This window comes from Pseudomonas sp. LB3P81 (assembly GCF_054897965.1).
In genome coordinates this window covers 3,849,192-3,874,081 of sequence record NZ_JBUBVG010000001.1, presented here as the reverse complement: position 1 = coordinate 3,874,081, position 24,890 = coordinate 3,849,192, and the positions used below count along the sequence as shown (strand labels likewise).

Below are 24,890 nucleotides of genomic sequence, written 5' to 3'. Positions count from 1 at the left end.
CTCCATCGTCTACATTGTTTGTCGAGCCCTCCGCTCAGATAACAATAATCAGGAGCGTACGCATGTCATTACAAGGCAAAACCCTGTTCATTACCGGCGCCAGCCGCGGGATTGGTCGTGAGATCGCGCTGCGCGCCGCACGGGATGGGGCCAACATTGTGATTGCAGCCAAAAGTGCCGAGCCGCATCCGAAGTTGCCGGGCACGATTTTCAGCGTGGCGAGGGAAGTTGAGGCCGCAGGCGGAAAGGCGCTGGCTTTGCAGGTTGATGTACGCGATGAGGTCGCGGTGCGAGACGCACTTGCCCAGGCCAACGAGCATTTCGGCGGTATTGATGCGCTGATCAACAACGCCGGCGCAATCAAGCTGACCGGCGTTCAACACATCGAGCTCAAGCGCTTTGACCTGATGCATCAGATCAACACCCGCGCCGTGCTGCTGTGCAGTCAGGCCGCCCTGCCCTACCTGAAGAAGAGCAGCGGCCACATCCTCAACCTGTCTCCGCCGTTGAACCTGGCGACCAAGTGGTTCGCCCAATACAGCCCGTACACCGTGACCAAATACGGCATGAGCATGCTCACTTTAGGCATGAGCGAGGAATTCAAGAACTACGGTATCAGCGTCAATTCGCTGTGGCCGCAGACCATGATCGCCACCGCCGCCATCGAGTTTCAGCTGGGTTCTCGCGAGTCCTTCAAGCATGCGCGCACGCCCGCGATCATGGCGGACGCCGCCCACGTGATTCTGGACAGCACAAGTCGCAGCATTTCCGGGCGATTGTTGATTGATGAAGAGATTCTGAGGGAATACGGAGTGACGGAGTTTGAGGGATATCGGTTTGAACCGGGCTCCATCGACAACCTGATGCCAGACCTGTTTGTCGACTGAAATACCGACCCTTGTGGGAGCGGGCTTGCTCGCGAAAGCGGTGTGTCAGTCGACATTAATATTGCCTGACACACCGCTTTCTCGAGCAAGCCCGCTCCCACATTTGGTTTTGCGGTGTGCGTTAGAACTCTATACGCACATCACCCTTCGGCACGCTGCAGCACGAAAGAATGTATCCCTCCGCTTCGTCTTCCTCGGTGATCCCGCCGTTGTGGTCCATTTCGACTTCGCCACCCAGCTTCATCACCTTGCACGTCCCGCAGATCCCCATCCCGCAAGCCTTTGGAATCAACAGACCCAGCTTGGCAGCAGCGGCGTGGACCGTTTCCCCCGGTGCAACGCGAATGCTCTTGCCGGACGCGGTGAATTCCACTTGATGCAGATCCGCCACGTCGATGTCCGGTGCATCTGCTGCAATTTCGGCTTGCTCCACCGCATCGGCGCGGGCTTCCGCAGGCGTGGCCCCGAAGGACTCCTCGTGATACCGCTTCATGTCAAAACCAGCGGCTTCGAGCATGCGCTTGACCGCGTTCATGTACGGCGTCGGCCCGCAGCAGAACACTTCGCGCTCAAGGAAGTCCGGCGCCATCAGTTCAAGCATCTTATGGTTCAGGTAACCGCGATATCCGGCCCACGGTTCACCCAGACCATGCTTCTCGCAGATCAGGTGCAGGCTGAAGTTGTCGATCCGCGACGCCATGTGTTCCAGCTCGCGGTGGTAAATGATGTCCTTGGGCGAACGGGCGCTGTGGATAAACACCATGTCGACGTTGCCGTTGGTGTCGTAGAACCAGCGCGTCATCGACATCACCGGCGTAATGCCGACGCCACCGCTGAGGTAGAGCACTTTCGGCGCGGTGAAGTCCATGGCATTGAACAGCCCGACCGGCCCGTGCACCGCCAGCTCCTGACCTTCATGCAGGGTGTCGTGCAGCCAGTTCGACACTTTGCCGCCCGGCACGCGTTTGATGGTCACCGAAAAGCTGTACGGCACCGACGGCGAGCTGGAAATGGTGTAGGAACGCATGATCGGCACGCCTTCGATTTCCAGCTCCAGGGTGACGAACTGTCCCGGTTTGAAGAAGAACAGGATCGGCTGATCGGCCATGAAGCAGAAGGTGCGCACGTCCCAGGTTTCCTGGATGACTTTGACGCAACGGACGATGTGTCGACCATTGGCCCAGGTCTGGGTGGTTACCGGATTCAGGAAGCTGTTGGACATGCTGTTCTCCACCGCCGATGGTCGGCCTTATGTTGACGATTCTGCGTATAGCGCAGACCACCCATTTACCTATCTGCGACATTCACATACTTATCGCGACCAGCCCCCAACTACCGGGGGTTGCGCGTCGGGAACAGAGTGGGCCATGTCGCTCGTGGATAAGGTTCTGGCGTGCGCCGGCCCCACACTCGCTCCATACCAAGACACAATCTTTACACCTTGCGTAGCAAACCTGATTAGCCACTTTCGTCGGCCACACAGAATGGCCTTGAGGATCAAATCGATGGACGTCACCGCAAAAATCAGTCTGGGCGATCCGCTGGAACCCGCACGCAAGGCCACCGCGCAGATGCTGCAAGAGCGCGAGCGTACTTTCTCGCTGCCGCAGCCGTTTTACTCTGACGAGCGGCTGTTTGATATCGACATGCAGGAAATCTTCCAGAAAGAGTGGTTGATCGCCGGTATGACCTGCGAGATCCCGACCAAGGGCAACTACCTGACCCTGCAAGTCGGCAAGAACCCGATCATCGTGATTCGCGGCGCCGAGGGCGTGGTGCATGCGTTCCACAACGTCTGCCGCCACCGCGGTTCGCGGCTGTGCACCAGCGACAAGGGCAAGGTGGCCAAACTGGTCTGCCAATACCACCAGTGGACGTACGAGCTGGACGGTCGCCTGCTGTTTGCCGGTACCGAAATGGGCGCCGACTTCGACATGAAGCAATACGGCCTGAAACCGGTGAACGTGAAGACTGCCGGTGGCTACATCTTCATCAGCCTGTCGGAGAACCCGCCGGCTATCGATGACTTCCTGTCGACGCTGAACCATTACATGGAACCGTACGACATGGAGAACACCAAGGTGGCGGTGCAAACCACCTTGATGGAAAAAGCCAACTGGAAACTGGTGCTGGAAAACAACCGCGAGTGCTACCACTGCAACGCGTCGCACCCGGAACTGCTGAAAACCCTGCTGGAATGGGACGACGTCACCGACCCGCGCGCCGACCAGGCGTTCAAGGATCATGTCGCCGCGTCGGCCGCTTCCTGGGAAGCCGAAAAGATTCCTTACGCCCACGCCAGCTTCGGCTTGCGTAACCGCATCGTGCGCATGCCGCTGCTCAAGGGCACCGTGTCGATGACCATGGACGGCAAGCAGGGCTGCGCCAAACTCATGGGCCGCATCAAGAACCCGGACCTGGGCTCGATGCGCATCCTGCACCTGCCGCACTCGTGGAACCACTGCATGGGCGACCACATCATCGTCTTCACGGTGTGGCCGATCAGCGCTCAGGAAACCATGGTCACCACCAAGTGGATCGTGCACAAGGACGCGGTCGAAGGTGTGGACTACGACGTGGAGCGCATGCGCCAGGTCTGGGATGCCACCAACGACCAGGACCGTCGCCTGGCTGAAGAGAACCAGCGCGGGATCAACTCCAGCGCGTATCAACCGGGGCCTTATTCCAAGACCTATGAGTTTGGTGTGGTGAACTTTGTGGACTGGTACAGCGAGCGTTTGTTGAACAATCTTGGGGCGGAGCCTGCGCCTTACCTCAAAGGGGTTCCAGTTCAGGGCTAACATCAAAAGCAAAAGCTTCGTCGGAACGCCGCCCGGAGCAAGCCCGCTCCCACATTGGATCTAAGTCGTGCACAAATTTTTGTGAACAACACGGTCAAGTGTGGGAGCGGGCTTGCTCGCGAAGGCGCCCTCTTGATCACCGCACTTCTTCCTCCAATGCCCTCCGCTCTTTAGAACTGTACGAAATATGATCTATTGCGTTCAGCGCTATGCCGTTCGTGGCTTCCAGCCTTCAGCAAACAAGTTATCCACACTTCCACCCACAGCTAATGGGGACAAGTGTGTGACAACCAATAACTTTCTCCACAGAAACCGAATAAAATCCGTGACTTATCCAAAAGCAGGGTTTTGAACAGCGATTGGTTGTTTTTTGACCTTACACCTGAAAGCCACGCAATACGTGGCCTGTAGAGGATGGCGAACACCTTATCCACAGAAGCGCCAACAGACTTTGGGGGCAACTTCGGGCTATCTGTGGAAAACCGCTGAAAGCCGCTACAAATAAGGGTTTGTGCGACGCTTACTGCTCTAAAACAGTGAATTGATCGTTTTTCAATCAATCACCTGACAAGCCCGTTTTATATGGGCTGTAGCGGACAGCGAACATCTTATCCACAGAAGCGCCAACAGAGATTGGGGGCAAGTATTGTCGCTTGCATAAACTTATCCTCGGGAAAAAGCTCATAAAAACCGTAAGTTAGGCTGGTTGTTTTTTGTACAAAGGCTTGCAGGGCTTGATTTTAATGGCGTGCAGCGAGGGGCGAACATGTTATCCACAGAAGCGCTAACAGGGATTGTGGGTAACCGTCATCAAATCCTGTTGAAACAGGACAGGCCCGAGGCGATGTCCAGATTCAACTCATAGTCATTGAATGCACCCCACCCGAGCAGGATCGAAGGCACGTACTGCCCGAGCAGCATGGACGGAGGAATCGTATAGTCCGGGTAGTATTTATAGGTAATCGACCGGATGCGTCCGGACAGGCTCAACTCGCCCCTGTAGGTCCGGTGGCTCGGCGTGACGGTGACGTTGTCGGGTGAATGGCCGGACGAGGCCGATGTCAGGTAATCCACATTGCCGGTGTCGATAATCGCCAGCGTCGCCCGACGATCCAGTCGCGCGGCAATGGTCAGTCTTTGATTGATGTCCATACGCACGTAGGTGATTGGCGAATCACATCGTGTGGGCGGTGCAGCGTTAACTTCCAGCGTCTTTTTCGTGACCTTCAAGCGCCCCAACTGACCGATCAGATCAAGCCCCAACAAGTTATCCCGGTCACTGACAAACACCAGGACATTCCTGAATTCGCTTGCACCAATCTTCAGGGATTCAAGGATTCCGAGTTTGGCTTCCAGGTCACTCTCACCGTAAAAAGTGCTGTAGCCATAATGGGAGTCGGTTAACAAGGTGATGCCCATCAGCTTCGCGGTTTCGCTGTTGACCCGGGTTTGCGGGGCTCCCGTGTCCAGAATGAACCGCGCCGACACACCGTTGGCGGCTTTGACATCGATGTACGGCAGCACTTCATCCGTCACGTTGCCGCCACTGGGGTAAGGATGGATTGGCAGTACTTCGTGGCGCGTCGTTCTTGTCACCGAAAAATCGGCCACCTGGCGCAAGGTCGCGATCGATTCGCTGCCGAACGTGGAGAACAGCGCATCCAGTTCAGGGTCATTGGCGATGGCCAGAGCATGACGGCGCTTGATTGCCAGGTAGTAATCGGGAAGCTGATTGGCGGCTTTGGCCTCGAACATTCTGGCGAGAACGGTGACTGAACAATTGAGGTTTTTATCCTCAGCCAAGACCTGATCGCATTGTTGCTTCATTTGCGCCAGGGATGCGTGCTGCCCCTGCTCGGAGTCGATCCATTGATAAAAATCCGGACCGCCCTTGCGGGTATCAGCGACCGCGCCCAGTACGACAAGCATAACGCCACAGATCAGACATGCTTCTCGCCGACTGGCCGTGCTCATCTGCAACCCATTCCTGAAAACGAGTTTTATGAATCAGCGCTGCTGCCCTCTCGGGCAGCTCATAGAGAAATGTAGCTCACTAGGGCCACTGCATGAGGTAGGCGTCGCCGGTCACCCGAATCATCGGGTGAGGTGTGATCTGGCAGGTATCGACGATTCGAAAGCCATGGCGTTCGTAGAACCGACGGGCGCCGGTGTTGACGGCGTAGTCGATCAGGCTCAAACCCTTGAGGCCCAAGTGGTTGGCGCGCTCGTGAGCGTGCGCGAGGAACTGTTTGCCGAGCCCCTGGTTGCGCCAGCCTTCGTGCAGCGCCAGGCTGGAGATGTACAGCGTGTCGGGGATTTCCATGTCGGCATAGGGTGCCAGCACCGGGTCGGTGGTGGGTTCGGCCAGCGGATCGTGGCGCATTGTGTAGCTGTGCATCATGCCAATGACGCGACCATCGACTTCGGCAATCAGGCAGTTCTGGTAGGAGAAATCCACGTCGTCACGGGCGTAGCGGGCCGCCCCGACGTCCAACAGATCCTGGCCGGGTTCAGCCAGTTGGCTCCAGATGTAATCCGAAGCGCCCTCTGAGGAAATCTGGAACAGACGGGCAATCTCCCGCGCATCCGCGCGCTGGGCCGAACGAAATTCAACAGTCATTATTTTTCCCTGTGGGAGCTAATGCTGTTCACTTAAGCGCGAGCACTCACTTTTGTGGCGAGGGGATTTATCCCCGTTCGGCTGCAAAGCAGTCGCAAATCCGGACAGTTCAGTCTGTCTGGCCGGACGCTGGGGTCGCTTCGCGACCCAACGGGGATAAATCCCCTCGCCACAGATTTCTTGCTCGCCTGCATATTTTCTTAAGTGAACAGCATTACCTAATCTGTCAGCGAACCACGCCTTCTTCGATCAGCAATTTGAGAATCGCCTCGGCACCCGCTTGCGCGGTCACGCCTTTAAGCACTTGCCCTCCGCCACCACTGGCCTTGGCCGTCGCGGCTTTCATCCGGTCCGCGCCGCTTTTCGCCTTGATCACTTTCAAGCGTTTAGGCCGGGGTTTGGCGGGTTGCAACGTGGCGACCGACAGCAGTTCATCGTCGATCACTTCGACTTCATCCGCATGCAACACCCCGCGCCGCGCCGGGCCGTAGGCGCTCTGCCGAGGCTTCGGCGCGGCGTTATCCACCGTCGCGAGAAACGGCAGCCGTACCTTCAAACGACGACGCTGACCACGGGGCAAGGCTTGCAGCACCAGTGCCGAACTGCCGTCGATGGATTCCACCTGTGCCAGCCCGACCACCAGCGGCCAGCCGAGGCTTTCCGCCAGCAGAAACGGCAGCATGCCCGAGCCTTCACCGGTTTCTGCCTGGCTGCCGGTCAGCACGACTTGCGCCCCGGCGTCACGCAAATACGCGGTCAATGCCGGCAGTGCATCGGCGCCTGAAGGTTGTTCAAGCACATGCAATTGCTCCAGGCCCATGCCCAGATAGGCGCGCAACGCCGGTTCGGCGACATCGCCGGCATGCAGCACTTGCAGGTTATCCCCAGCCAGTTGCAGACCCAGTTCCACCGCCCGCGCATCCTGCTCCGCGCGTCGTGGCCGGCCGGAGGTCGGGTGGGCGCCGATGGACACCAGGCTGATGATTTTCGTGCTCATAACCCTTTCCTTCCCTTAAGCCGCATCGCGCTTGGCTTCGTTGCGGTAAGCCTCTACCGCCGCGATCAAGGCTTGAAGAATCCCGGCACTCTCGCCGATCACCGACAGGTCGGCCCGTTTGATCATGTCGCAGCCAGGGTCGAGGTTGATCGCCACCACCTTGTCGCAGGCACCGATGCCTTGCAGGTGCTGGATCGCCCCCGAAATCCCCACCGCCACGTAAACACGCGCGGTGACCCAGGTGCCGGACGCGCCGACCTGACGGTCGCGGGCCATGAAGCCATCGTCCACCGCCACACGAGAGGCGCCTTCGGTGGCGCCGAGGGCTTCGGCAGTCCTGTGGAAAAGTCCCCAGTCCTTGACCCCGTTGCCGCCGGAGAAGATGAACTCGGCTTCGGCCATCGGAATCGCTGCCGGGTCCACTGCCACGGCACCCAGATCTTCGATGCGCGACAGGCTGCGCGCGACCGCTGTGGATAACTCCACCGGCAAGGCTTCGTGACGGGTTTCGCTGACCGGTTCAGCGCATTCGGCAGCGGCCAGAATCAGGCGTGCGACTGGACGCGCAAGGTCTTGTAACCCCGCACCGGCGCGGCCGATGCATTCCTGATCCTTGACCTGCCAGACCCGTGTGGCCGGGCGTTCGCCCAGTGCAGCGGCAAAGCGTCGACCGAGTTCGCCACCACCGCTGCGGCTGTCCGGCAGCAGCCAGTGACGCGGGCTGAACTGGTTATCCACAGCCCGCAGGCCCTGGACCCGTTGCTCCGGTGCATAACCGCTGAATTCGTCGCCTTCCAGCACCAGCAAGCGATCGACGCCAGCGGTGGCGAAGGCGTTTTCCTTGTGTTCGCCGAAGACCACGGCCAGTACCGCGCCGTCCTTGCCGGCCAACTGATGCGCCAGGCCGAGCAAATCACGATCGTGGCTGCTCAAGCGGCCGCCAACCATGTCCGGCACGACGCTGATGTAGAACGCCGGTTGCGGCACTTGATGCAGCGGCAATAGCACTTCAACGGCGGCCGAGCGTTTGCTCGCCCCGCCCTGTTGCGCGCCGCTGCGGTCAATCCGTTTGATGCCGTTGGGGCCGATAAAACCGATGCCATGGGGGTTCTTGCGGATGACGCCGTTTGGCCCCATCCAGCTGTGTTGCGCCGGTTGCATCGCCGCGTGCAGCGGGTGCAAGCGGTTACGGGCAATCCATTCGGCGCGGGGGTCGCGGCGGATAATGTCGCTCATCAGTGGGCCTCCGCAGGTACACGTTGGGCCGGTGTGGTCGGTTTGCCTGGGGCTGCGTCTTCAAGCAATGCGTCCGCCACCAGTTCGGCGATGTCCTTGATCAGCGGCCGCGGTTCGACCACGCCTTCGAGCATCGCAGTGCACTGTGGACAACCCACGGCCACCAGTTCGGCGCCGGTTTCGCGGATGTCTTCCATGCGCATGTCGGGAATCCGTTGTTTGCCCGGAATGTCAGTGATCGGCGCACCGCCACCGCCGCCACAGCAGCGCGAACGGAAACCGGAGCGTTGCATCTCTTTCACTTCAATCCCGAGGGCGCGCAGCACTTCACGCGGCGCCTCGTATTCGCCGTTGTAGCGACCGAGGTAGCACGGGTCGTGATAGGTCACGCTGCTGCCTTTGTGCTGGCCGAGATTGAGCGCGCCAGCGTCGATGATTTCGGCCATGTAGGTGCTGTGGTGCTGCACCAGGTAGTTGCCGTCGAACGCGCCATACTCGTTTTTCAGCACATGAAAGCTGTGCGGGTCGCAGGTAACGATGCGGTTGAAGTTGTATTTGGCCAGGGTCTGGATGTTGCGTTTGGCCAAGAGCTGGAAGGTCGCTTCGTCGCCCAGACGTCGGGCCACGTCACCGCTGTCGCGCTCTTCAAGACCGAGTACCGCGAAGTCGACTTTGGCCGCTTTCAGCACTTTGACGAAGGCACGCAGGGTGCGCTGGTTACGCATGTCGAAAGCACCGTCGCCGACCCAGAACAGCACGTCGACCGACTTCTTCTCGCTAAGCAGGTTGAGATTCAAATCCGCCGCCCAGTTCATCCGCCCACCCGGCGCGAAACCGCCCGGGTTGTCGGTGGCGATCAGGTTTTCGAGGACTTCGGCGCCCTTGTTCGGGGTCGCGCCTTTTTCCAGGGTCAGATGGCGGCGCATGTCGACGATGGCATCGACGTGCTCGATCATCATCGGGCACTCCTCGACGCAGGCACGGCAGGTGGTGCAGGACCACAGGGTTTCGGCGTCCACCAGACCGTTGACGATCGGTTGATGCGGATTGCCGGCGTGTAAACCGACTTCTTTGCCAGGGTACGGACTGCCAGCGAATTTGGCATCGGTGCCGCCAGCCAGGCCGACGACCATGTCCTGAATCAGTTTTTTCGGGTTCAGTGGTTGGCCGGCGGCGAATGCCGGGCAGGCTGCTTCACATTTACCGCACTGTACGCAGGCGTCGAAACCGAGCAGTTGGTTCCAGGTGAAATCCTTGGGTTTTTCCACGCCCAGCGGCGCGCTCGGATCGTTGAGGTCCAGCGGTTTCAAACCGGTGGAACGGCCACCGCCAAAACGCTCGGCGCGACGGTGCCAGGCCAGGTGCAGCGCACCGGCGAAGGCGTGCTTCATCGGCCCGCCCCAGGTCATGCCGAAGAACAATTCCGAGACGCCCCACAGCACGCCAACCCCAAGGATCGCTGCGACCAGCCAACCGCCGAAGTTTTCCGGAAGGATGCCTGCCACCGGCAGGGTTACCAGGAAGAACGACGCCGAGAACGCCAACAGGCTTTTCGGCAGACGCATCCACGGGCCTTTGGACAAACGGGCTGGCGGGTTGCGTCGACGCAGGTACACAAAGATCGCACCGACGAACATCACCACCGTCATCAGCAACAGTGCATAGCCGAGAAAGCGGTTATGCAGGCCAAAACCGTGAACCAGAATCGCCAGCACCGCAGACGCCACCGCACCACCGGCCGTGGCGACGTGGGTGTTGGCGATGTATTTGTCCCGCGCGACGACATGGTGCAAATCGACCATGTAACGCTTGGGCATGGCGAACAGGCCGCCGATCAAGTCGACCTTGGAGGCTCGACCTCGACGCCACATAGCCACCCGCCGCAACGCGCCCAGAACCGCAAGGCCCAGGGCAGCGAACAACAGGATTGGAAGAAGGGTGTTCAACATGGTGGAGCTCCCAAAGACCTCGGGGTCATGTGCGCGCCGATGAGAGCGACGCACCTACTTGTGGCGAGGGAGCTTGCTCCCGCTGGAGCGCGAAGCGCTCCCAAAACAGCCTGAGGTGCACACCTGATGCACCTCGACTGCAGGTTTTGGGGCTGCTTCGCAGCCCAGCGGGAGCAAGCTCCCTCGCCACAGGTGATGGTGGTAATCCTTTAGAAATCCTTGCACAACCGCAGCGCGTCATAGATCGCCGCGTGGGTGTTGCGTTGCGCCACGCAGTCACCGATGCGGAACAGCAAGTAGCCGTCGCCCACCTGACTCAACGAAGGTTGCGGCTTGATCGCGAACAGGGCTTCGATGTCCATCTGGCCTTTGTTGCGCGAGCCTTCCTTCATGGCGTAGTAGATTTCTTCGTCCGGACGCACGCCGTTTTCGACGACGACCTGGTCCACCACCCGCTCCTCTTTGGCGCCGGTGTATTCGTTTTCCAGCACCGCCACCAGCTTGTCGCCTTCGCGGTAGACCTTCTCCAGCATCATGTCGCCGGTCATGATCACTTCTTTCGGGTACATGCTGCGGTAGTACGTCGGGAACGATGTACCGCCAATCGCCACGCCCGGCTTGATGTCGTCGGTGACGATCTCGACCTGGCTGCCCTTGTCGGCGAGGAAGTCGGCGGTCGACATCCCGGTGAACTCGCAAATGGTGTCGTAGACCAGCACGTTCTTGCCCGGCGCAACCTTGCCGTCGAGAATGTCCCAGCTGCTGACCACCAGGCCTTCCGCCGCGCCCCAATGTTCGTTTTGTTCCAGGAATGGATGACCGCCGACGGCGAGCACCACTACGTCCGGACGCAGGTCGAGAATGGTCGCTGCATCGGCTGCCACGCCCAGGCGCAGGTCGACTTTCAGACGGGCCAGTTCCAACTGGAACCAGCGCGTGATACCGGCGATCTGGTCCCGTTGCGGCGCTTTCGAAGCCGTAGTGATCTGCCCGCCGATGAATTCTTTCTTCTCGAACAGCGTCACGTCGTGACCACGTTCGGCGGACACGCGAGCCGCTTCCATCCCGGCAGGACCGGCACCGACCACCACGACTTTGCGCTTCACACCGGTCGATTTCTCGATGATGTGCGGCACGCCCATGTATTCACGGGAGGTCGCGGCGTTCTGGATGCACAACACGTCCAGGCCCTGGTACTGACGGTCGATGCAGTAGTTGGCGCCGACGCATTGCTTGATCTGGTCGACCTGACCCATCTTGATCTTGGCGATCAGGTGCGGGTCGGCGATGTGGGCGCGGGTCATGCCGACCATGTCCACGTAGCCGCCTTCCAGAATACGGGTCGCCTGGTTCGGGTCCTTGATGTTCTGCGCATGCAAAACCGGCGCCTTCACCACTTCCTTGATACCGGCGGCCAGGTGCAGGAACGGCTCCGGTGGATAACTCATGTTGGGGATAACGTTGGCCAGGGTGTTGTGGGTGTCGCAACCCGAACCGACCACGCCAATGAAGTCGATCATGCCGGTGTCGTCGTAATACTTGGCGATCTGCTTCATGTCTTCGTGGGACAAGCCGTCCGGGTGGAATTCATCACCGCACAGACGGATGCCGACGCAGAAATCCGGACCGACTTCGGCCCGCACAGCCTTGATCACTTCCAGACCGAAACGCATGCGGTTCTCGAAGCTGCCGCCCCATTCGTCGGTCCGCTTGTTGACCCGTGGGCTCCAGAACTGGTCGATCATGTGCTGGTGCACGGCGGACAATTCGACGCCGTCGAGGCCACCGGCCTTGGCACGTGCTGCAGCGCTGGCGTAGTTGCCGATCACCCGCCAGATTTCTTCCGGCTCGATGGTTTTGCAGGTCGCACGGTGCACCGGTTCACGGATGCCCGACGGCGACAGCAGGGTCGGCCAATGCTCGCCGTCCCAACGGGAACGACGACCCATGTGGGTAATCTGGATCATGATCTTGGCGCCATGCTTGTGCATGGCATCGGCCAGGTTCTGGAAGTGCGGAATGATCCGGTCGTCGGCCAGGTTGACCGATTTCCACCAGCCTTGCGGGCTGTCGATGGCCACACTGGAGGAACCGCCGCAGATCGCCAGGCCGATCCCGCCCTTGGCTTTCTCTTCGTAATACTTGACGTACCGGTCGGTGGTCATGCCGCCGTCGGTCGCGTAGACCTCGGCGTGCGCGGTGCTGAGCACGCGGTTACGGATGGTCAGTTTGCCGATCTGAATCGGCTGGAACATTGCTTCGAAAGCCATGGCGGGTTCCTCGACTTACAACGGCTTGACGGTGAACAAACCGTCGTCGTGGCCTTCTTCGGAGCCACCGTAAACCTGTTCGGCAACGGTGCGGATCTTGCTGCCGCGGGCCTGCAGAATCTGGTCCATGGCGCCGGCAAACCAGCCGGTGAACATGTAGTCGACCTTGCGCCCGACCTTGCCGTACACGTAGACAAATGCCGAGTGTTCGAGCTTGACGCTGGCGGTGCCTTTGTCGAGGTCGATGTCCTGGATCTTGAACAGGCCCCAGCCGCGTTGCGACAGGCGTTTCATGTAGTGCTCGAATACCGCGACGCCTTCCAGGCCGTGGCATTCGGCTTCTTTTTCACACCAGTGCCAGGCGGATTTGTAGCCGGCCTTGTAGAGGATTTCGGCGTAGGCTTCGGCGCCCAGCACTTCCTCGATGCCCATGTGGTTGTTGACGAAGAAATGACGCGGCACGTACAGCATCGGCAGGGCGTCGGAGGTCCAGACACCGGTTTCGCTGTCGACTTCGATTGGCAATTGCGGGGCGATCTTGGCCATGGAAACTTAACTCCAGAAAATTTTGGGTGTAGCCCCAGGCAGCGGACGGCCGGGGGAAAGGATTCTTCAGGTGCGGCGGCTTATTCGCCCCAGACGTCCTTGAGGACATTGACCCAGTTCTCGCCCATGATCTTGCGGACCACGCGCTCGGAATGGCCGCGCTTGAGCAGGGTTTCGGTCAGGTTCGGGAACTCGCCGACGGTGCGGATGCCCAGCGGGTTGATGATCTTGCCGAAGCTGGTCAGACGGCGGGCGTAGCCCTTGTCATGGGTCAGGTATTCGAAGAAGTCCTGGCCATGGCCCTGGGTGAAGTCGGTGCCGATACCGATGGCGTCTTCGCCGACGATGTTCATGGTGTATTCGATGGCTTCGGCGTAGTCGTCGATAGTCGAATCGATGCCCTTGGCCAGGAACGGCGCGAACATGGTCACACCGACGAAACCGCCGTGGTCGGCAATGAACTTCAGTTCTTCATCGGACTTGTTGCGCGGGTGGATTTTCAGACCCGACGGCAGGCAGTGGGAGTAGCAGACCGGTTTCTTCGATTCGAGGATGACTTCTTCGGAGGTTTTCGAACCGACGTGGGACAGGTCGCACATGACGCCAACGCGGTTCATCTCGGCAACGATCTCACGACCGAAGCCCGACAGGCCGCCATCGCGCTCGTAACAGCCGGTGCCGACCAGATTCTGGGTGTTGTAGCACATCTGCACGATGCCAACGCCGAGCTGCTTGAACACCTCGACGTAGCCGATCTGGTCTTCAAACGCGTGGGCATTCTGGAAACCGAAGAGGATGCCGGTCTTGCCCTGCTCCTTGGCCTTGCGGATATCGGCGGTGGTGCGCACCGGAATCACCAGGTCGCTGTTCTCGCGGATCAGCTTCTGGCTCGCTGCGATGTTGTTGACAGTGGCCTGAAAGCCCTCCCACACCGACACGGTGCAGTTGGCCGCGGTCAGACCGCCCTTGCGCATGTCTTCAAACAGCTCGCGGTTCCACTTGGCGATAATCAGCCCGTCGATAACGATGCTGTCGGCGTGCAATTCGGCTGGGCTCATCAGGCTGTCCCCTATTAGCGATTCATGCGCCGAATCGTGTGCCGGCGCTTTGGGGCCAGCATATGCCTGAGGACCGGTACAACCGGGTGCAAAAACGACAGAGGGTTTGCCGAAAGCGTCAATCCGCGACAAAGGGTCGTCGCCGGACGTCATGGGCCACCTGTTCAAGGGCTTCCGCATGGGCCAGAATTCGCGGCATTACGGAATTTAGGGTGAGGCAATGAAATCGATCTTCCTGGCTTTGGCACTGATAGCGACCGGCGTACAGGCGGCTGAAGAGTCCGACAACAACCCCTGCGATGCGGTCGAAAACGACGTCCAGACCCTGGAATGCTCGGTCTACAGCCGAACCACTGCCGAAGACCTGCTCAAAGACAACTATCAAAGCCTGACCGAACGCATGCAAACGGCCTACGGCAAGAACCCGACGCAACTGGCCGACATCACTGCCAAAATCAAGGCTGCCCAGCAGCAGTGGCTGAAGACCCGGGACGCGGATTGCGCGGTTGAAGCATTTCCGGCGACCAGTGGCAGCAAGGCATTCACCATTGCGCAGAATGATTGCGTCGCGCGGATGAGTGATGAGCGGTCGGAGTTTTTGGAGTCGATTGGGCAGGAGTGATGCGTTAGAGGGCCTGCCAAACTGACTCTAGAGCGGTCAGCAGTTTATTGCTCGCCGTTTTATCTATGTCCAGATCGGCGCAACAGATACTCCACTCGGAAAAAGCATCCAGCGTCTGTTCGATGTAGCGTTCGGGCTCAAGGAAACTGAATGGTTTGCACACCTCAAGAAGGGCTTTGCGTGTAGGTTTTCCTCTCCCCGCGAATGCCGTGGTGTGCTCGTTGCCGCGCCCTGCTGTACTGGAAAAGGTCAGATCGTAAGCCGGAGCCATTTTCCAGCCGTCCTTGTCGCCAAAAAACGAGAAGTTCTTCGCGTGATCGTCATGGTTATGAGCGAGAGCGTTGAAGACCATCAATCGGGCCATTTTCTCGACCTCGGTCGCATCCTTGGTCATTGCCCAGGTCGCTCGCAGTAAATCACTGTAATCAAGGCTTGGCGCACGGAAGTCGGCATATAGAATCGCCGCAGCAGTCAGCATGTGGCGCTTGGAACCGGTCTCTCGATCGAAGCGTTTAGTGGCGAAGAATTGCTCGACACCCTTGGTGGTCTCTACCTGAAACAGTTTCGACTCGGATATTTCGACCCCTGCCCGATGAGCCATCAATGCATAAGCCTGCTCAATGGCGCCGCTATCATGATGTTCCTCTTCACAGCGAAACTTGATTAACCAGTGCTCATAACCCTTGGGCATTTCGCCAAATGACGAAACGGCACGACGCTTGTCTGGCGATAGACCGATAACCGCCTTGGGCCGAGCACCGCCGGGAGAACCACCTGCCAGCCGCAACGATGTGATGACCTCATCGGTGCTGCCGGAAAGTAGGGTTTGTGATGCCTCATAAAGCGCGGCCAGATCGAGGTCTTCGTCCGCCTCAACAGTGTCGAACATCGGCACGTATTCAAGCGCGCCCATGCTTCGATTGCCCATGTAGGCCAGACGATCCAGCGGGCCGATTGCGTGACGCTCGGTGCTCAACTGACTTCGGAAGAATCGATCCATGAGCAGCAATCCCCAGCCATCGGGCAACGAATCGCTGAAGGCACCGTGCAGGCCGTCGAACAGCACCGGATCAGCCGTTCTCTGGGGGTTGACCGAGAACTCCATATGAAACGGCGCAAGGTTGAAACCTTTCGCCAACCAGCCCGGATCATAAGAAAAGAACATGCCTTGCCGAGGAATCGCGAGCAGTTCGCCGACTCGTGATCCTTGAAGCATTACGCTGAGTGCATTGACGGATTTCATTGTCGGCCACGAGCCCTTTCGTAGTTTTTCAGATCCTGAAGCGTCAGCGTCTGGGTAGAGGCGAACAAATTCGTCAAGGGCTCCTCTGCCCCGAGGCAAGTCGCGATCAGCAGCAACCCATCCAGAGAGATCTTCCCGGTCGTCTCAAAGCGTTTGATGTTCGACTCGGGGACGCCTGACTTTTGGGCGAGCGTGCGCCGCGAAAGGTTTTTACTGAGCCTCAGACGCTTGGCATTCCCGGCAATCTGTAAAGCGATCTCTCCGGGGGAATAGAGGATATGGGTAAGGGCCATGGTTCGACCTCAAAAGGAATGTGAGCAAGTGTAGCAGTGCAAAGTAATTAGTATTTTTAATAGGCCATATTTGGATCATTATTTGAACATTAAGCTTTTAAAGGACAATTTCTTATCCTTTATGTAACAAACAAAAATGCCTGAATTCGCGCTTCGAGGCGCCATAGATTTTTCAGGGCGCGCGCAAGCGACGAGTGGTCTGGATTTTTTGAGCCTATGCGGCAGGCATGAAGTACTGATGACGCTTTAGCACCTAAGCTTTGTTGACCTTTAGCTCACCAGGTCAGGGCCATGCCAGACAAAAAGCTCGATGAGTTTTTAAACCCCAAGTCGATGCTGACGCCAGGGATAGCAGGCTCTCTGACCATGCTCTTCACCAATGCTCTGGTTAGCAATTTTGATGCCCCCCCAAACTACACAGGGTTGTTCATCAGCTTTTTGTTCGGGCTGCTGGTATTCGCCGCGACTGCGACAGTGTTGTGGCAACGCTTTGTGTTCTTCGTGCTCAATTCGCTGTTCATCTTCAGCTTTGCCCTTGGTACCAATCAGGTAGGCGTTACCGCTTCGAAAAAGACCGACGCAATTGCCCAGGCCAGCACTCAGAGCACTTGGTCCCCGGATGACAACAAGGGCAAGCAAGCCTTCTTTGCCAATTGGCTCGACGGCACGGTGCCTCAACGCAAACAGTTGATCAGCACCGTGCATGAACTCGACACCGGCGCAGCTAAAAGAACCCTCGAAGCGTTAGGAGCCCAATCCGCAGAACTCGTATCACCCCGTGCAGCACTGGAGATCCGTGCCTCCTTCTCCAGAAGCTCGGAACAAGTCGATCAGATCAAAGCCGCGATCCGTAATGCCAGTAAGCCAGAAGGTTGATCAGCACGCGTCGCGAGCTGCCCGGTAAGATGCCCGTACTTCGCAGCGTTCCGCGCGAAACCTTCTCAAAAGGCATTTGCATGAAGACTTGCGGCATCGAAATCAAAGGCAGCGAAGCGATCATCGCCGTGGCCTCCCTCGACGGTCAGGCCTTGAGCCACGTCGCGCTGAACACCAAGAAAATCGCCCTCGACGATGATGACGAAGCCGCCAACGTCAAGGTCTTTGCCGCTCAGGTCGCATCGTTTGTCCGTGAGAATTCCATCGACCGGATCGCGATCAAGAAGCGCAGCAAGAAAGGCGAGTTCGCCGGTGGGCCGACCACGTTCAAGATCGAGGGCGTTTTTCAGTTGCTGGAGAGTTGCGAGGTGACGCTGCTGTCGCCGCAGACGATCAATGCGCAGAACAAGAAGTTTGATTTTGAGCTGCCAGCGACGCTGAACAAGTATCAGCATGAGGCTTACAAGGCGGCATGCTCGGCGCTGATGAAGAAGTAAAAGCGAAAGCAGGTCCCATGTGGGAGCGGCGGTGCGACGATTCGACTTGCTCGCGAATGCGGTGGGTCAGTCGATATTAGTGTTAACTGACAGACCGCCTTCGCGAGCAAGCCCGCTCCCACAGTGGTTTTGTGTTCAAACCATCTCTCGGCCATCCCCCAACCGTCGTCGATCCTCCCGCGGACACCGCTCAAACCGTGCCCGATAACTGCGGGTGAAATACGACGGCGATTCAAACCCGCACGCAATACTTACCTCCAGCACGCTCATGTCCGTCTGCCGCAGCAATTGCCGCGCCTTTTCCAGCCTTAACCGCAGGTAGAAATTGCTCGGCGTGTCGTTCAAATGCAGCCGAAACAGGCGCTCCAGCTGCCGCCGCGTCACCTTGATCGATTCCGCCAATTCCAGCGTGGTCAGCGGCGGTTCGCTGTGCTGTTCCATCTCGCCGATTACGTGAACGAGCTTCTTGTTGCTGATGCCATACCGCGTGGCGACTTCCATGCGCTGGTGGTCTTTGCGCGGGCGGATGCGGCCGAGTACGAATTGTTCGCTGACCTGGATCGCCAGTTCAGGGCCGTGGGCCTGGGCGATGAGGTCGAGCATCAGGTCGATGGACGCGGTGCCGCCGGCGGAGGTGATGCGCCGACGGTCGATCTCAAACAGCTCCTGGGTGACGCTGAGCTGTGGATAGGACTCCTTGAACGCGTCGATGGCTTCCCAGTGCAAGGTCAGCCGATGGCCGTCGAGCAGGCCGGCTTCGGCGAGGATGAAGCTGCCGGTGTCAATGGCGCCGAGGGTCACGCCTTCGTTGTCGAGGCGACGCAGCCAGTGTTCCAGCGCCGGGGTGGCGAATTTCAACGGTTCGAAGCCGGCGACCACCAAAAGCGTCGCGCCTTTCTTCAAGGGCTCCAGCGCCGCGTCGGCGTTGACTGACATGCCGTTGCTGGCCAACACCGCGCCGCCATCCGCGCTCAGCACATGCCAGCGATACAGCTCGCCGCGAAAACGATTGGCGACCCGCAACGGCTCGATGGCCGAGATGAAACCGATGGCCGAGAAACCCGGCATCAACATGAAGTAGAAATCCTGGGACATGGAGCGCACTCGGGTGGCGGGTAGCGTGTGATGTTGATACGCCACTTGCGAGCGGCATTCAAGAGGACAGGTCGCTGCAGTGCAAGAGCTGGTCGCCGCTGTGCGCTTTCATGGCCTCGTTGCTGCGTAACGTGACATCACCGGCGCACAAAGACGACCGGACCCACAATAACGAACTGCCGAGGAATCCTGAGATGAAACGACTGATCAGCAGCTGTGTTCTTGCACTCAGCGGTACCGCTTTGCTGAGCGCCAGTGTCATGGCCGCCGAACCCGCGTCCTGCCAGAACGTGCGCATGGGCGTCGTGAACTGGACCGACGTAATCGCCACCAGCGCCATGACCCAGGTCCTGCTCGACGGCCTCGGCTACAGCACCAAACAAACCAGCGCCTCCCAGCAAATCATCTTCGCCGGGATCCGCGACCAGCGCCTGGACCTGTTCCTGGGCTACTGGAACCCGCTGATGACCCAGACCATCACGCCGTTCGTCGATGGCAATCAGGTCAAAGTGCTTCAGGCACCGAGCTTGAAAGACGCTCGCGCCACCCTCGCCGTACCGACTTACCTTGCTGACAAGGGCCTGAAAACCTTCGCTGACATTGCCAAGTTCGAAAAAGAACTGGGCGGCAAAATCTACGGCATCGAGCCAGGCTCGGGCGCCAACACCCAGATCAAGGCGATGATCGCCAAGAACCAGTTTGGCCTCGGCAAGTTCCAATTGGTCGAATCCAGTGAGGCCGGCATGCTCGCGGCGGTGGATCGCGCCGTGCGCCGCAAAGAGGCCGTGGTGTTCTTCGGCTGGGCGCCGCACCCGATGAACGTCAACGTGCAGATGACGTATCTGACCGGCAGTGAAGACGCCCTCGGCCCGAACGAAGGTATGGCCACCGTCTGGACCGTCACCTCGCCGAAATACGCCGAGCAATGCCCGAACATCGGTCGTTTGCTGAGCAACCTGACCTACACCGCCGAAGACGAGAGCCGGATGATGCAGCCATTGCTGGATCACAAGGACGCGTTCGAATCGGCCAAGCAATGGCTGAAAGATCACCCGCAAGACAAACAACGCTGGCTCGAAGGCGTCACCACCTTCGATGGCAAACCGGCGGCTGACAACCTGAATCTCACCAGCAAATAGCTCTTCAGCAAACAGACCCGAACCGAACCACCGATTCGCAGCCCGACCGGGCTGCGAACGGCACCACCACGCCTGCAAGGAACCCCCTCATGAACCACGACGTCATCATCACCTGCGCACTTACCGGTGCTGGCGACACGACCAGCAAAAGCCCACACGTGCCGGTCACCCCGAAACAAATCGCCGCTGCCGCCGTGGAAGCCGCCAAGGCCGGCGCCACCGTGGTCCACTGCCACGTGCGCAACCCGGAAACCGGCAAGTTCAGCCGTGACGTGGCGCTGTACCGCGAAGTAATGGAGCGCATCCGCGAGGCCGACGTCGACATCATCGTCAATCTCACCGCCGGCATGGGCGGCGACCTGGAAATCGGCGCGGGCGAGAACCCGATGGAATTCGGCCCGAACACCGATCTGGTCGGCCCGCTGACCCGTCTGGCCCACGTCGAAGAACTGCTGCCGGAAATCTGCACCCTCGATTGCGGCACCCTGAATTTCGGCGATGGCGACACCATTTACGTGTCCACCCCGGCGCAGCTGCGTGCTGGCGCCAAACGCATTCAAGAGCTGGGCGTGAAGGCCGAGCTGGAAATTTTCGACACCGGGCACCTGTGGTTCGCCAAACAGATGATCAAGGAAGGCCTGCTCGACGACCCGCTGTTCCAGCTGTGCCTCGGCATCCCGTGGGGCGCGCCGGCTGATACCACCACCATGAAAGCCATGGTCGACAACCTGCCAGCGAACGCAGTGTGGGCCGGTTTCGGCATCGGTCGCATGCAGATGCCAATGGCGGCGCAAGCGGTGCTGCTCGGCGGCAACGTGCGGGTGGGTCTGGAAGACAACATCTGGCTGGACAAGGGCGTACTGGCGACCAACGGCCAACTGGTCGAACGCGCCTCGGAAATCCTCAGCCGCCTCGGCGCCCGGGTTCTGACGCCGGCGGAAGGCCGGGCAAAAATGGGCCTGACCAAGCGCGGTTAACCACTTATCACACTTCACCTGTGGGAGCGGGCTTGTGTGGTGAGGGGATTTATCCCCGTTCGGCTGCGAAGCAGTCGCAAACCCGGTGAATTCGGTTATCTGAGACACCGTAGTCACAGGTTCAGGGCCGCTTCGCGACCCAACGGGGCGGTGCGACGTTTCGATAAATCCCCTCACCACACAAGCCCGCTCCCACATTAGATCACCGAATTTTTTTAGGACGTCGCCATGACTTTTATCACCGAAATCAAAACCTTCGCCGCCCTGGGCAGCGGTGTCATCGGCAGCGGCTGGGTGTCCCGCGCCCTCGCCCATGGCCTCGATGTAGTGGCCTGGGACCCGGCGCCCGGTGCCGAAGCGGCCCTGCGCAAACGCGTCGCCAATGCCTGGGGCGCGCTGGAGAAACAAGGCCTGGCACCTGGCGCCTCGCAGGATCGCCTGCGCTTTGTCGCGACGATTGAAGAGTGTGTTCGCGACGCCGATTTCATTCAGGAAAGCGCCCCGGAACGCCTCGATCTGAAACTGGAACTGCACAGCAAAATCAGCGCCGCAGCCAAGCCCGATGCACTGATCGGCTCCAGCACTTCGGGACTGTTGCCGAGCGAGTTCTACGAGAGCTCGACCCACCCGGAACGCTGCGTGGTCGGCCACCCGTTCAACCCGGTTTATCTGCTGCCTCTGGTGGAAGTGGTCGGCGGCAAGAACACTGCCCCAGAAGCCGTTCAAGCCGCCATGAAAGTCTACGAATCCTTAGGGATGCGTCCGCTGCATGTGCGCAAGGAAGTACCCGGTTTCATTGCCGACCGTTTGCTCGAAGCACTGTGGCGCGAGGCGCTGCACCTGGTGAACGACGGTGTGGCAACGACCGGCGAAATCGACGACGCGATCCGTTTTGGCGCCGGTCTGCGCTGGTCGTTCATGGGCACCTTTTTGACCTACACCCTGGCCGGTGGCGATGCGGGCATGCGCCACTTCATGGCGCAATTCGGGCCGGCGTTGCAGTTGCCGTGGACCTATCTGCCGGCACCGGAGCTGACCGACAAGCTGATTGATGATGTGGTGGACGGGACCAGTGATCAGCTGGGCAAACACAGCATTTCGGCGCTGGAGCGCTATCGTGATGATTGCCTGCTGGCGGTGCTGGAGGCGGTGAAAACCACCAAAGAGAAGCATGGGATGGCGTTCAGCGAGTAAGCGCTCCCCTGTGGCGAGGGAGCTTGCTCCCGTTCGGCCGCGAAGCGGTCGTAAAACCAGCGAATGCGATCTGACTGATAGATTACATACAAAGGTTTTGGGACTGCTTCGCAGCCCAGCGGGAGCAAGCTCCCTCGCCACAAATGTGTATGCCGGCAACTATTTGTGGAGATCCATCGTGCCTACCCTCATCACCTACCAAACCCGCATCATCCCCGACTGGGTCGACTACAACGGCCACCTGCGCGACGCCTTCTACCTGCTCATCTTCAGCTACGCCACCGACGCATTGATGGACCGTCTGGGCATGGACAGCAACAACCGCGAAGCCAGCGGCAACTCGCTGTTCACCCTCGAATTGCACCTCAATTACCTGCACGAAGTGAAGCTCGACGCCGACGTTGAGGTACATACCCAGATCATCGCCCACGACAGCAAGCGCCTGCACCTCTATCACAGCCTGCACCTGGTCGGCGATGACAAGGAACTGGCGGGCAACGAGCAAATGTTGCTCCACGTCGACCTCGCCGGGCCGCGCTCCGCACCGTTCAGCGAAGAGACGCTGGGCAAGTTGCAAGCCATCGTTGCAGAGCAAACCGACCTGCCTGCCCCCGACTACATTGGCCGAGTGATCGCTCTACCCGCAAAAAAATAACAAGGAGATCGCCATGAACACCGCCGCTGCGTTTGCCGACTTTCGTACTTATCCGTTGATCAGCGCGCTCAGTGGCGTGCAGGCCCTGGCGGATCGCGTTCTTGTGACATGGGCTGATACCCGTGTCAGCCCCTTTCATCATCAATGGCTGCGGGACAACTGCCCGTGCCCGCAATGCGTCTACACCGTGACCCGTGAGCAGGTGCTGGAAATCGTCGATGTCGCAGCGGACCTGACGGCGGCAAATACGACTGTCGATGCTGAAGGTTGCCTGTGTGTCGATTGGCAGGACGGCCACCAGAGTCGCTTTGATCCGGGCTGGCTGCGGGCCCACGCCTATGACGACGCGTCCCGCGCCGAACGCCGGGCCGGCAAGCCGAAATCCAGGCTGTGGAAAAGCGATTTGCAGCTACCGGTGTTCGACTATCAGGCGCTGATGAACGACAACGACGTCTTGCTGCAGTGGCTGCTGGCCGTACGTGATATCGGCCTCACCCAAATCCGCGGTGTACCCACCGAACCCGGTTCGCTGAAGTTGATTGCCCAGCGGATTTCCTTCATCCGCGAGAGCAATTTCGGCGTGCTGTTCAACGTGCAATCCAAGGCCGATGCCGACAGCAATGCCTACACCGCTTTCAACCTGCCGTTGCACAGCGATTTGCCAACCCGGGAGTTGCAACCGGGGCTGCAATTCCTGCATTGCCTGGTCAATGACGCGGACGGTGGCGAGAGTATTTTTGTCGACGGTTTTGCGATTGCCCAAGCGTTGCGCGAGGAAGATCCCGAGTCGTTCAAAGCCTTGTGTGAAATCCCTGTGGAGTTTCGCAACAAGGACCGTCACAGCGACTATCGCTGCCTCGCGCCGATCATCGCGCTGGATGCGTTGGGGCAGGCGTCTGAAATCCGTATGGCGAACTTCCTGCGCGGGCCGTTCGATGCGTCGGTGGATGAGATGCCCAGGCTTTATCGCGCTTACCGGCGGTTTATCGCCATGACCCGCGAGGCGCGGTTTCGGGTGATGACGCGCCTCAATCCGGGTGAGATGTGGTGCTTTGACAACCGCCGCACCCTTCACGCGCGCAATGCGTTTGATCCCGCCACTGGCGCGCGGCATCTCCAGGGGTGCTATGTCGATCGGGATGAGTTGTTGTCGCGGATTCTCGTGTTGCAACGCTAGACCGCGTTATCGTTCTTCGCGAGCAAGCCCGCTCCCACATTTGACCGCATGCTTCTGGTAGAACTCGGTCGAATGTGGGAGCGGGCTTGCTCGCGAAAGCGGTCTATCAATCAACACAAAACCCACTGATTCACAGACAAAAAAAACCCCGATCAAGCCGTGACAGGATCGGGGCAGAAGGTACTGTTGAGGAGCCGTTGCGCGAGGGTGACCAAACCTTCGTGAAGCCAGCTGAATCCAGTGTGCCCACTCTCTCCTCTCGCAAGTTAGCCGAAAACGACCTGTTCATAGGTATTGCGGCCATTGCGACAATTCGTCCTTGCCGCCACCCCGTCCCCCTACGAGAATCGAACCACGACACCGTTCCCAGAAGAAGGATTTGCGTCATGATGCACGCCGATTTGATTGATCAGGAAGACCTGTTGGGCCAGCTGAAATCGTTGGGTTTTCAAGTACCGAGCGGCTCCACCGCCGAGCAGGCTTGCGAGTGTGCAGTGCGAGGTTTGAATGATGAACGGGCGATGACGCTGCGGACCATGGTCAAGCAGATGTACACCAGCAGCGCGACCATCCTGCCGGCTGTGCGCCAAGCGATTGATAAGCAATTGTTGCCGGCGCTGGCGGAATACCAACAAAGCCGTAGCGCCTGATCTGTGGCGAGGGAGCTTGCTCCCGCTCGAGCGCGAAGCGGTCGCAAAACCAGCGAATGCTATCTGTCTGAAGGAATGCATTTACTGGTTTTGGGGCTGCTACGCAGC

23 protein-coding genes are annotated in these 24,890 nt (G+C 59.2%); 11 read left to right on the top strand and 12 right to left on the bottom strand.

Features of this window, described 5'->3' with window-relative positions; translation table 11 throughout:
• Positions 1-62 precede the first annotated feature (62 nt).
• Positions 63-887 carry an SDR family oxidoreductase gene (locus tag ACYZTL_RS17845; RefSeq protein ID WP_461952896.1) on the top strand — a complete coding sequence of 275 codons (825 nt, stop codon included), beginning with the start codon at positions 63-65 and terminating at the stop codon, positions 885-887.
• A 121-nt stretch (positions 888-1,008) separates the two neighbouring features.
• On the opposite strand, the gene gbcB is transcribed toward ACYZTL_RS17845, so the two are convergent.
• The gene (gene gbcB / locus ACYZTL_RS17840) at positions 1,009-2,109 is read right to left on the bottom strand and encodes a glycine-betaine demethylase subunit GbcB (RefSeq protein WP_461952895.1); all 1,101 of its coding nucleotides are present in this window, start codon (positions 2,107-2,109) and stop codon (positions 1,009-1,011) included.
• A gap of 283 nt (positions 2,110-2,392) precedes the next feature.
• On the opposite strand from gbcB, the gene gbcA reads away from it, so the two are divergent.
• Positions 2,393-3,688 (top strand): glycine-betaine demethylase subunit GbcA, encoded by a 1,296-nt coding sequence (gbcA, locus tag ACYZTL_RS17835; RefSeq protein WP_461952894.1) that lies wholly within the window; start codon positions 2,393-2,395, stop codon positions 3,686-3,688.
• Between the two features lie 810 nt (positions 3,689-4,498).
• Here the strand turns inward: gbcA and ACYZTL_RS17830 are convergent.
• From ACYZTL_RS17830 to ACYZTL_RS17795, 8 genes are all read right to left on the bottom strand, one after another.
• Positions 4,499-5,662: a retropepsin-like aspartic protease gene (locus ACYZTL_RS17830; protein ID WP_461952893.1), complete on the bottom strand. Its 1,164-nt coding sequence runs from the start codon at positions 5,660-5,662 to the stop codon at positions 4,499-4,501.
• Positions 5,663-5,741: 79 nt separating this feature from the next.
• Positions 5,742-6,308: a GNAT family N-acetyltransferase gene (locus tag ACYZTL_RS17825; protein ID WP_461952892.1), complete on the bottom strand. Its 567-nt coding sequence runs from the start codon at positions 6,306-6,308 to the stop codon at positions 5,742-5,744.
• Positions 6,309-6,534: 226 nt separating this feature from the next.
• Positions 6,535-7,305: an electron transfer flavoprotein subunit beta gene (etfB, locus tag ACYZTL_RS17820; protein ID WP_461952891.1), complete on the bottom strand. Its 771-nt coding sequence runs from the start codon at positions 7,303-7,305 to the stop codon at positions 6,535-6,537.
• A 15-nt stretch (positions 7,306-7,320) separates the two neighbouring features.
• Positions 7,321-8,541, bottom strand: coding sequence for an electron transfer flavoprotein subunit alpha (gene etfA / locus ACYZTL_RS17815; RefSeq protein WP_461952890.1), 1,221 nt, complete (start codon positions 8,539-8,541; stop codon positions 7,321-7,323).
• Complete coding sequence (gene dgcB, locus ACYZTL_RS17810) at positions 8,541-10,490, bottom strand: dimethylglycine demethylation protein DgcB (RefSeq protein ID WP_461952889.1); 1,950 nt, start codon at positions 10,488-10,490, stop codon at positions 8,541-8,543. The genes etfA and dgcB overlap by 1 nt, the downstream gene beginning before the upstream one ends.
• Before the next feature lie 209 nt (positions 10,491-10,699).
• On the bottom strand, positions 10,700-12,760 hold the full coding sequence (gene dgcA, locus ACYZTL_RS17805) for a dimethylglycine demethylation protein DgcA (RefSeq protein WP_461952888.1): 2,061 nt from the start codon (positions 12,758-12,760) through the stop codon (positions 10,700-10,702).
• Between the two features lie 15 nt (positions 12,761-12,775).
• Positions 12,776-13,306, bottom strand: coding sequence for a DUF5943 domain-containing protein (locus ACYZTL_RS17800; protein WP_007947752.1), 531 nt, complete (start codon positions 13,304-13,306; stop codon positions 12,776-12,778).
• Positions 13,307-13,386: 80 nt separating this feature from the next.
• Positions 13,387-14,364, bottom strand: a complete 978-nt coding sequence (locus ACYZTL_RS17795) for a dipeptidase (RefSeq protein ID WP_008033250.1) — start codon at positions 14,362-14,364, stop codon at positions 13,387-13,389.
• Between the two features lie 220 nt (positions 14,365-14,584).
• On the opposite strand from ACYZTL_RS17795, the gene ACYZTL_RS17790 reads away from it, so the two are divergent.
• The gene (locus tag ACYZTL_RS17790) at positions 14,585-14,986 is read left to right on the top strand and encodes a lysozyme inhibitor LprI family protein (protein WP_461952887.1); all 402 of its coding nucleotides are present in this window, start codon (positions 14,585-14,587) and stop codon (positions 14,984-14,986) included.
• A 4-nt stretch (positions 14,987-14,990) separates the two neighbouring features.
• On the opposite strand, the gene ACYZTL_RS17785 is transcribed toward ACYZTL_RS17790, so the two are convergent.
• On the bottom strand, positions 14,991-16,229 hold the full coding sequence (locus tag ACYZTL_RS17785) for a type II toxin-antitoxin system HipA family toxin (RefSeq protein WP_461952886.1): 1,239 nt from the start codon (positions 16,227-16,229) through the stop codon (positions 14,991-14,993).
• The gene (locus tag ACYZTL_RS17780; protein WP_192416766.1) at positions 16,226-16,522 is read right to left on the bottom strand and encodes a helix-turn-helix domain-containing protein; all 297 of its coding nucleotides are present in this window, start codon (positions 16,520-16,522) and stop codon (positions 16,226-16,228) included. The genes ACYZTL_RS17785 and ACYZTL_RS17780 overlap by 4 nt, the downstream gene beginning before the upstream one ends.
• Before the next feature lie 291 nt (positions 16,523-16,813).
• Here ACYZTL_RS17780 and ACYZTL_RS17775 point away from each other — a divergent pair, with 291 nt between their 5' ends.
• Together ACYZTL_RS17775 and ACYZTL_RS17770 are read left to right on the top strand one after the other, a co-directional pair.
• The gene (locus ACYZTL_RS17775; protein ID WP_461952885.1) at positions 16,814-17,398 is read left to right on the top strand and encodes a hypothetical protein; all 585 of its coding nucleotides are present in this window, start codon (positions 16,814-16,816) and stop codon (positions 17,396-17,398) included.
• Between the two features lie 80 nt (positions 17,399-17,478).
• A complete protein-coding gene (locus tag ACYZTL_RS17770) occupies positions 17,479-17,895 on the top strand; it encodes a DUF3010 family protein (protein ID WP_461952884.1) in 417 nt (138 codons plus the stop codon).
• A gap of 135 nt (positions 17,896-18,030) precedes the next feature.
• Here ACYZTL_RS17770 and ACYZTL_RS17765 read toward each other — a convergent pair whose 3' ends face one another.
• On the bottom strand, positions 18,031-18,990 hold the full coding sequence (locus ACYZTL_RS17765) for a GlxA family transcriptional regulator (RefSeq protein ID WP_461952883.1): 960 nt from the start codon (positions 18,988-18,990) through the stop codon (positions 18,031-18,033).
• 194 nt (positions 18,991-19,184) lie between these two features.
• On the opposite strand from ACYZTL_RS17765, the gene choX reads away from it, so the two are divergent.
• The 6 genes from choX to ACYZTL_RS17735 all read left to right on the top strand — a co-directional run bounded on the left by choX (position 19,185) and on the right by ACYZTL_RS17735 (position 24,782).
• Positions 19,185-20,129 carry a choline ABC transporter substrate-binding protein gene (choX, locus tag ACYZTL_RS17760; protein WP_461952882.1) on the top strand — a complete coding sequence of 315 codons (945 nt, stop codon included), beginning with the start codon at positions 19,185-19,187 and terminating at the stop codon, positions 20,127-20,129.
• An 89-nt stretch (positions 20,130-20,218) separates the two neighbouring features.
• On the top strand, positions 20,219-21,106 hold the full coding sequence (locus tag ACYZTL_RS17755; protein WP_140674841.1) for a 3-dehydrocarnitine:acetyl-CoA trimethylamine transferase CdhC: 888 nt from the start codon (positions 20,219-20,221) through the stop codon (positions 21,104-21,106).
• A 228-nt stretch (positions 21,107-21,334) separates the two neighbouring features.
• A complete protein-coding gene (locus ACYZTL_RS17750; protein ID WP_461952881.1) occupies positions 21,335-22,300 on the top strand; it encodes an L-carnitine dehydrogenase in 966 nt (321 codons plus the stop codon).
• Positions 22,301-22,478: 178 nt separating this feature from the next.
• Positions 22,479-22,955, top strand: a complete 477-nt coding sequence (locus tag ACYZTL_RS17745; protein WP_461952880.1) for a thioesterase family protein — start codon at positions 22,479-22,481, stop codon at positions 22,953-22,955.
• A 13-nt stretch (positions 22,956-22,968) separates the two neighbouring features.
• Positions 22,969-24,132, top strand: a complete 1,164-nt coding sequence (locus tag ACYZTL_RS17740) for a gamma-butyrobetaine dioxygenase (RefSeq protein ID WP_461952879.1) — start codon at positions 22,969-22,971, stop codon at positions 24,130-24,132.
• 386 nt (positions 24,133-24,518) lie between these two features.
• Positions 24,519-24,782 (top strand): hypothetical protein, encoded by a 264-nt coding sequence (locus tag ACYZTL_RS17735; protein ID WP_007937979.1) that lies wholly within the window; start codon positions 24,519-24,521, stop codon positions 24,780-24,782.
• Positions 24,783-24,890: the final 108 nt, after the last annotated feature.

What these genes read in the sequence shown, in the direction of transcription:
- ACYZTL_RS17755 (WP_140674841.1), top strand. Translation starts at nt 20,219, where the DNA reads ATGAACCACGACGTCATCATCACCTGCGCACTTACCGGTGCTGGCGAC.
- ACYZTL_RS17825 (WP_461952892.1), bottom strand. Translation starts at nt 6,308, where the DNA reads ATGACTGTTGAATTTCGTTCGGCCCAGCGCGCGGATGCGCGGGAGATT.
- ACYZTL_RS17775 (WP_461952885.1), top strand. Translation starts at nt 16,814, where the DNA reads ATGCCAGACAAAAAGCTCGATGAGTTTTTAAACCCCAAGTCGATGCTG.
- ACYZTL_RS17795 (WP_008033250.1), bottom strand. Translation starts at nt 14,364, where the DNA reads ATGAGCCCAGCCGAATTGCACGCCGACAGCATCGTTATCGACGGGCTG.
- gbcB (WP_461952895.1), bottom strand. Translation starts at nt 2,109, where the DNA reads ATGTCCAACAGCTTCCTGAATCCGGTAACCACCCAGACCTGGGCCAAT.
- ACYZTL_RS17780 (WP_192416766.1), bottom strand. Translation starts at nt 16,522, where the DNA reads ATGGCCCTTACCCATATCCTCTATTCCCCCGGAGAGATCGCTTTACAG.
- ACYZTL_RS17790 (WP_461952887.1), top strand. Translation starts at nt 14,585, where the DNA reads ATGAAATCGATCTTCCTGGCTTTGGCACTGATAGCGACCGGCGTACAG.
- ACYZTL_RS17785 (WP_461952886.1), bottom strand. Translation starts at nt 16,229, where the DNA reads ATGAAATCCGTCAATGCACTCAGCGTAATGCTTCAAGGATCACGAGTC.
- ACYZTL_RS17845 (WP_461952896.1), top strand. Translation starts at nt 63, where the DNA reads ATGTCATTACAAGGCAAAACCCTGTTCATTACCGGCGCCAGCCGCGGG.
- etfA (WP_461952890.1), bottom strand. Translation starts at nt 8,541, where the DNA reads ATGAGCGACATTATCCGCCGCGACCCCCGCGCCGAATGGATTGCCCGT.
- ACYZTL_RS17750 (WP_461952881.1), top strand. Translation starts at nt 21,335, where the DNA reads ATGACTTTTATCACCGAAATCAAAACCTTCGCCGCCCTGGGCAGCGGT.
- dgcB (WP_461952889.1), bottom strand. Translation starts at nt 10,490, where the DNA reads ATGTTGAACACCCTTCTTCCAATCCTGTTGTTCGCTGCCCTGGGCCTT.
- gbcA (WP_461952894.1), top strand. Translation starts at nt 2,393, where the DNA reads ATGGACGTCACCGCAAAAATCAGTCTGGGCGATCCGCTGGAACCCGCA.
- ACYZTL_RS17765 (WP_461952883.1), bottom strand. Translation starts at nt 18,990, where the DNA reads ATGTCCCAGGATTTCTACTTCATGTTGATGCCGGGTTTCTCGGCCATC.
- ACYZTL_RS17830 (WP_461952893.1), bottom strand. Translation starts at nt 5,662, where the DNA reads ATGAGCACGGCCAGTCGGCGAGAAGCATGTCTGATCTGTGGCGTTATG.
- ACYZTL_RS17770 (WP_461952884.1), top strand. Translation starts at nt 17,479, where the DNA reads ATGAAGACTTGCGGCATCGAAATCAAAGGCAGCGAAGCGATCATCGCC.
- etfB (WP_461952891.1), bottom strand. Translation starts at nt 7,305, where the DNA reads ATGAGCACGAAAATCATCAGCCTGGTGTCCATCGGCGCCCACCCGACC.
- ACYZTL_RS17800 (WP_007947752.1), bottom strand. Translation starts at nt 13,306, where the DNA reads ATGGCCAAGATCGCCCCGCAATTGCCAATCGAAGTCGACAGCGAAACC.
- choX (WP_461952882.1), top strand. Translation starts at nt 19,185, where the DNA reads ATGAAACGACTGATCAGCAGCTGTGTTCTTGCACTCAGCGGTACCGCT.
- dgcA (WP_461952888.1), bottom strand. Translation starts at nt 12,760, where the DNA reads ATGGCTTTCGAAGCAATGTTCCAGCCGATTCAGATCGGCAAACTGACC.
- ACYZTL_RS17735 (WP_007937979.1), top strand. Translation starts at nt 24,519, where the DNA reads ATGATGCACGCCGATTTGATTGATCAGGAAGACCTGTTGGGCCAGCTG.
- ACYZTL_RS17740 (WP_461952879.1), top strand. Translation starts at nt 22,969, where the DNA reads ATGAACACCGCCGCTGCGTTTGCCGACTTTCGTACTTATCCGTTGATC.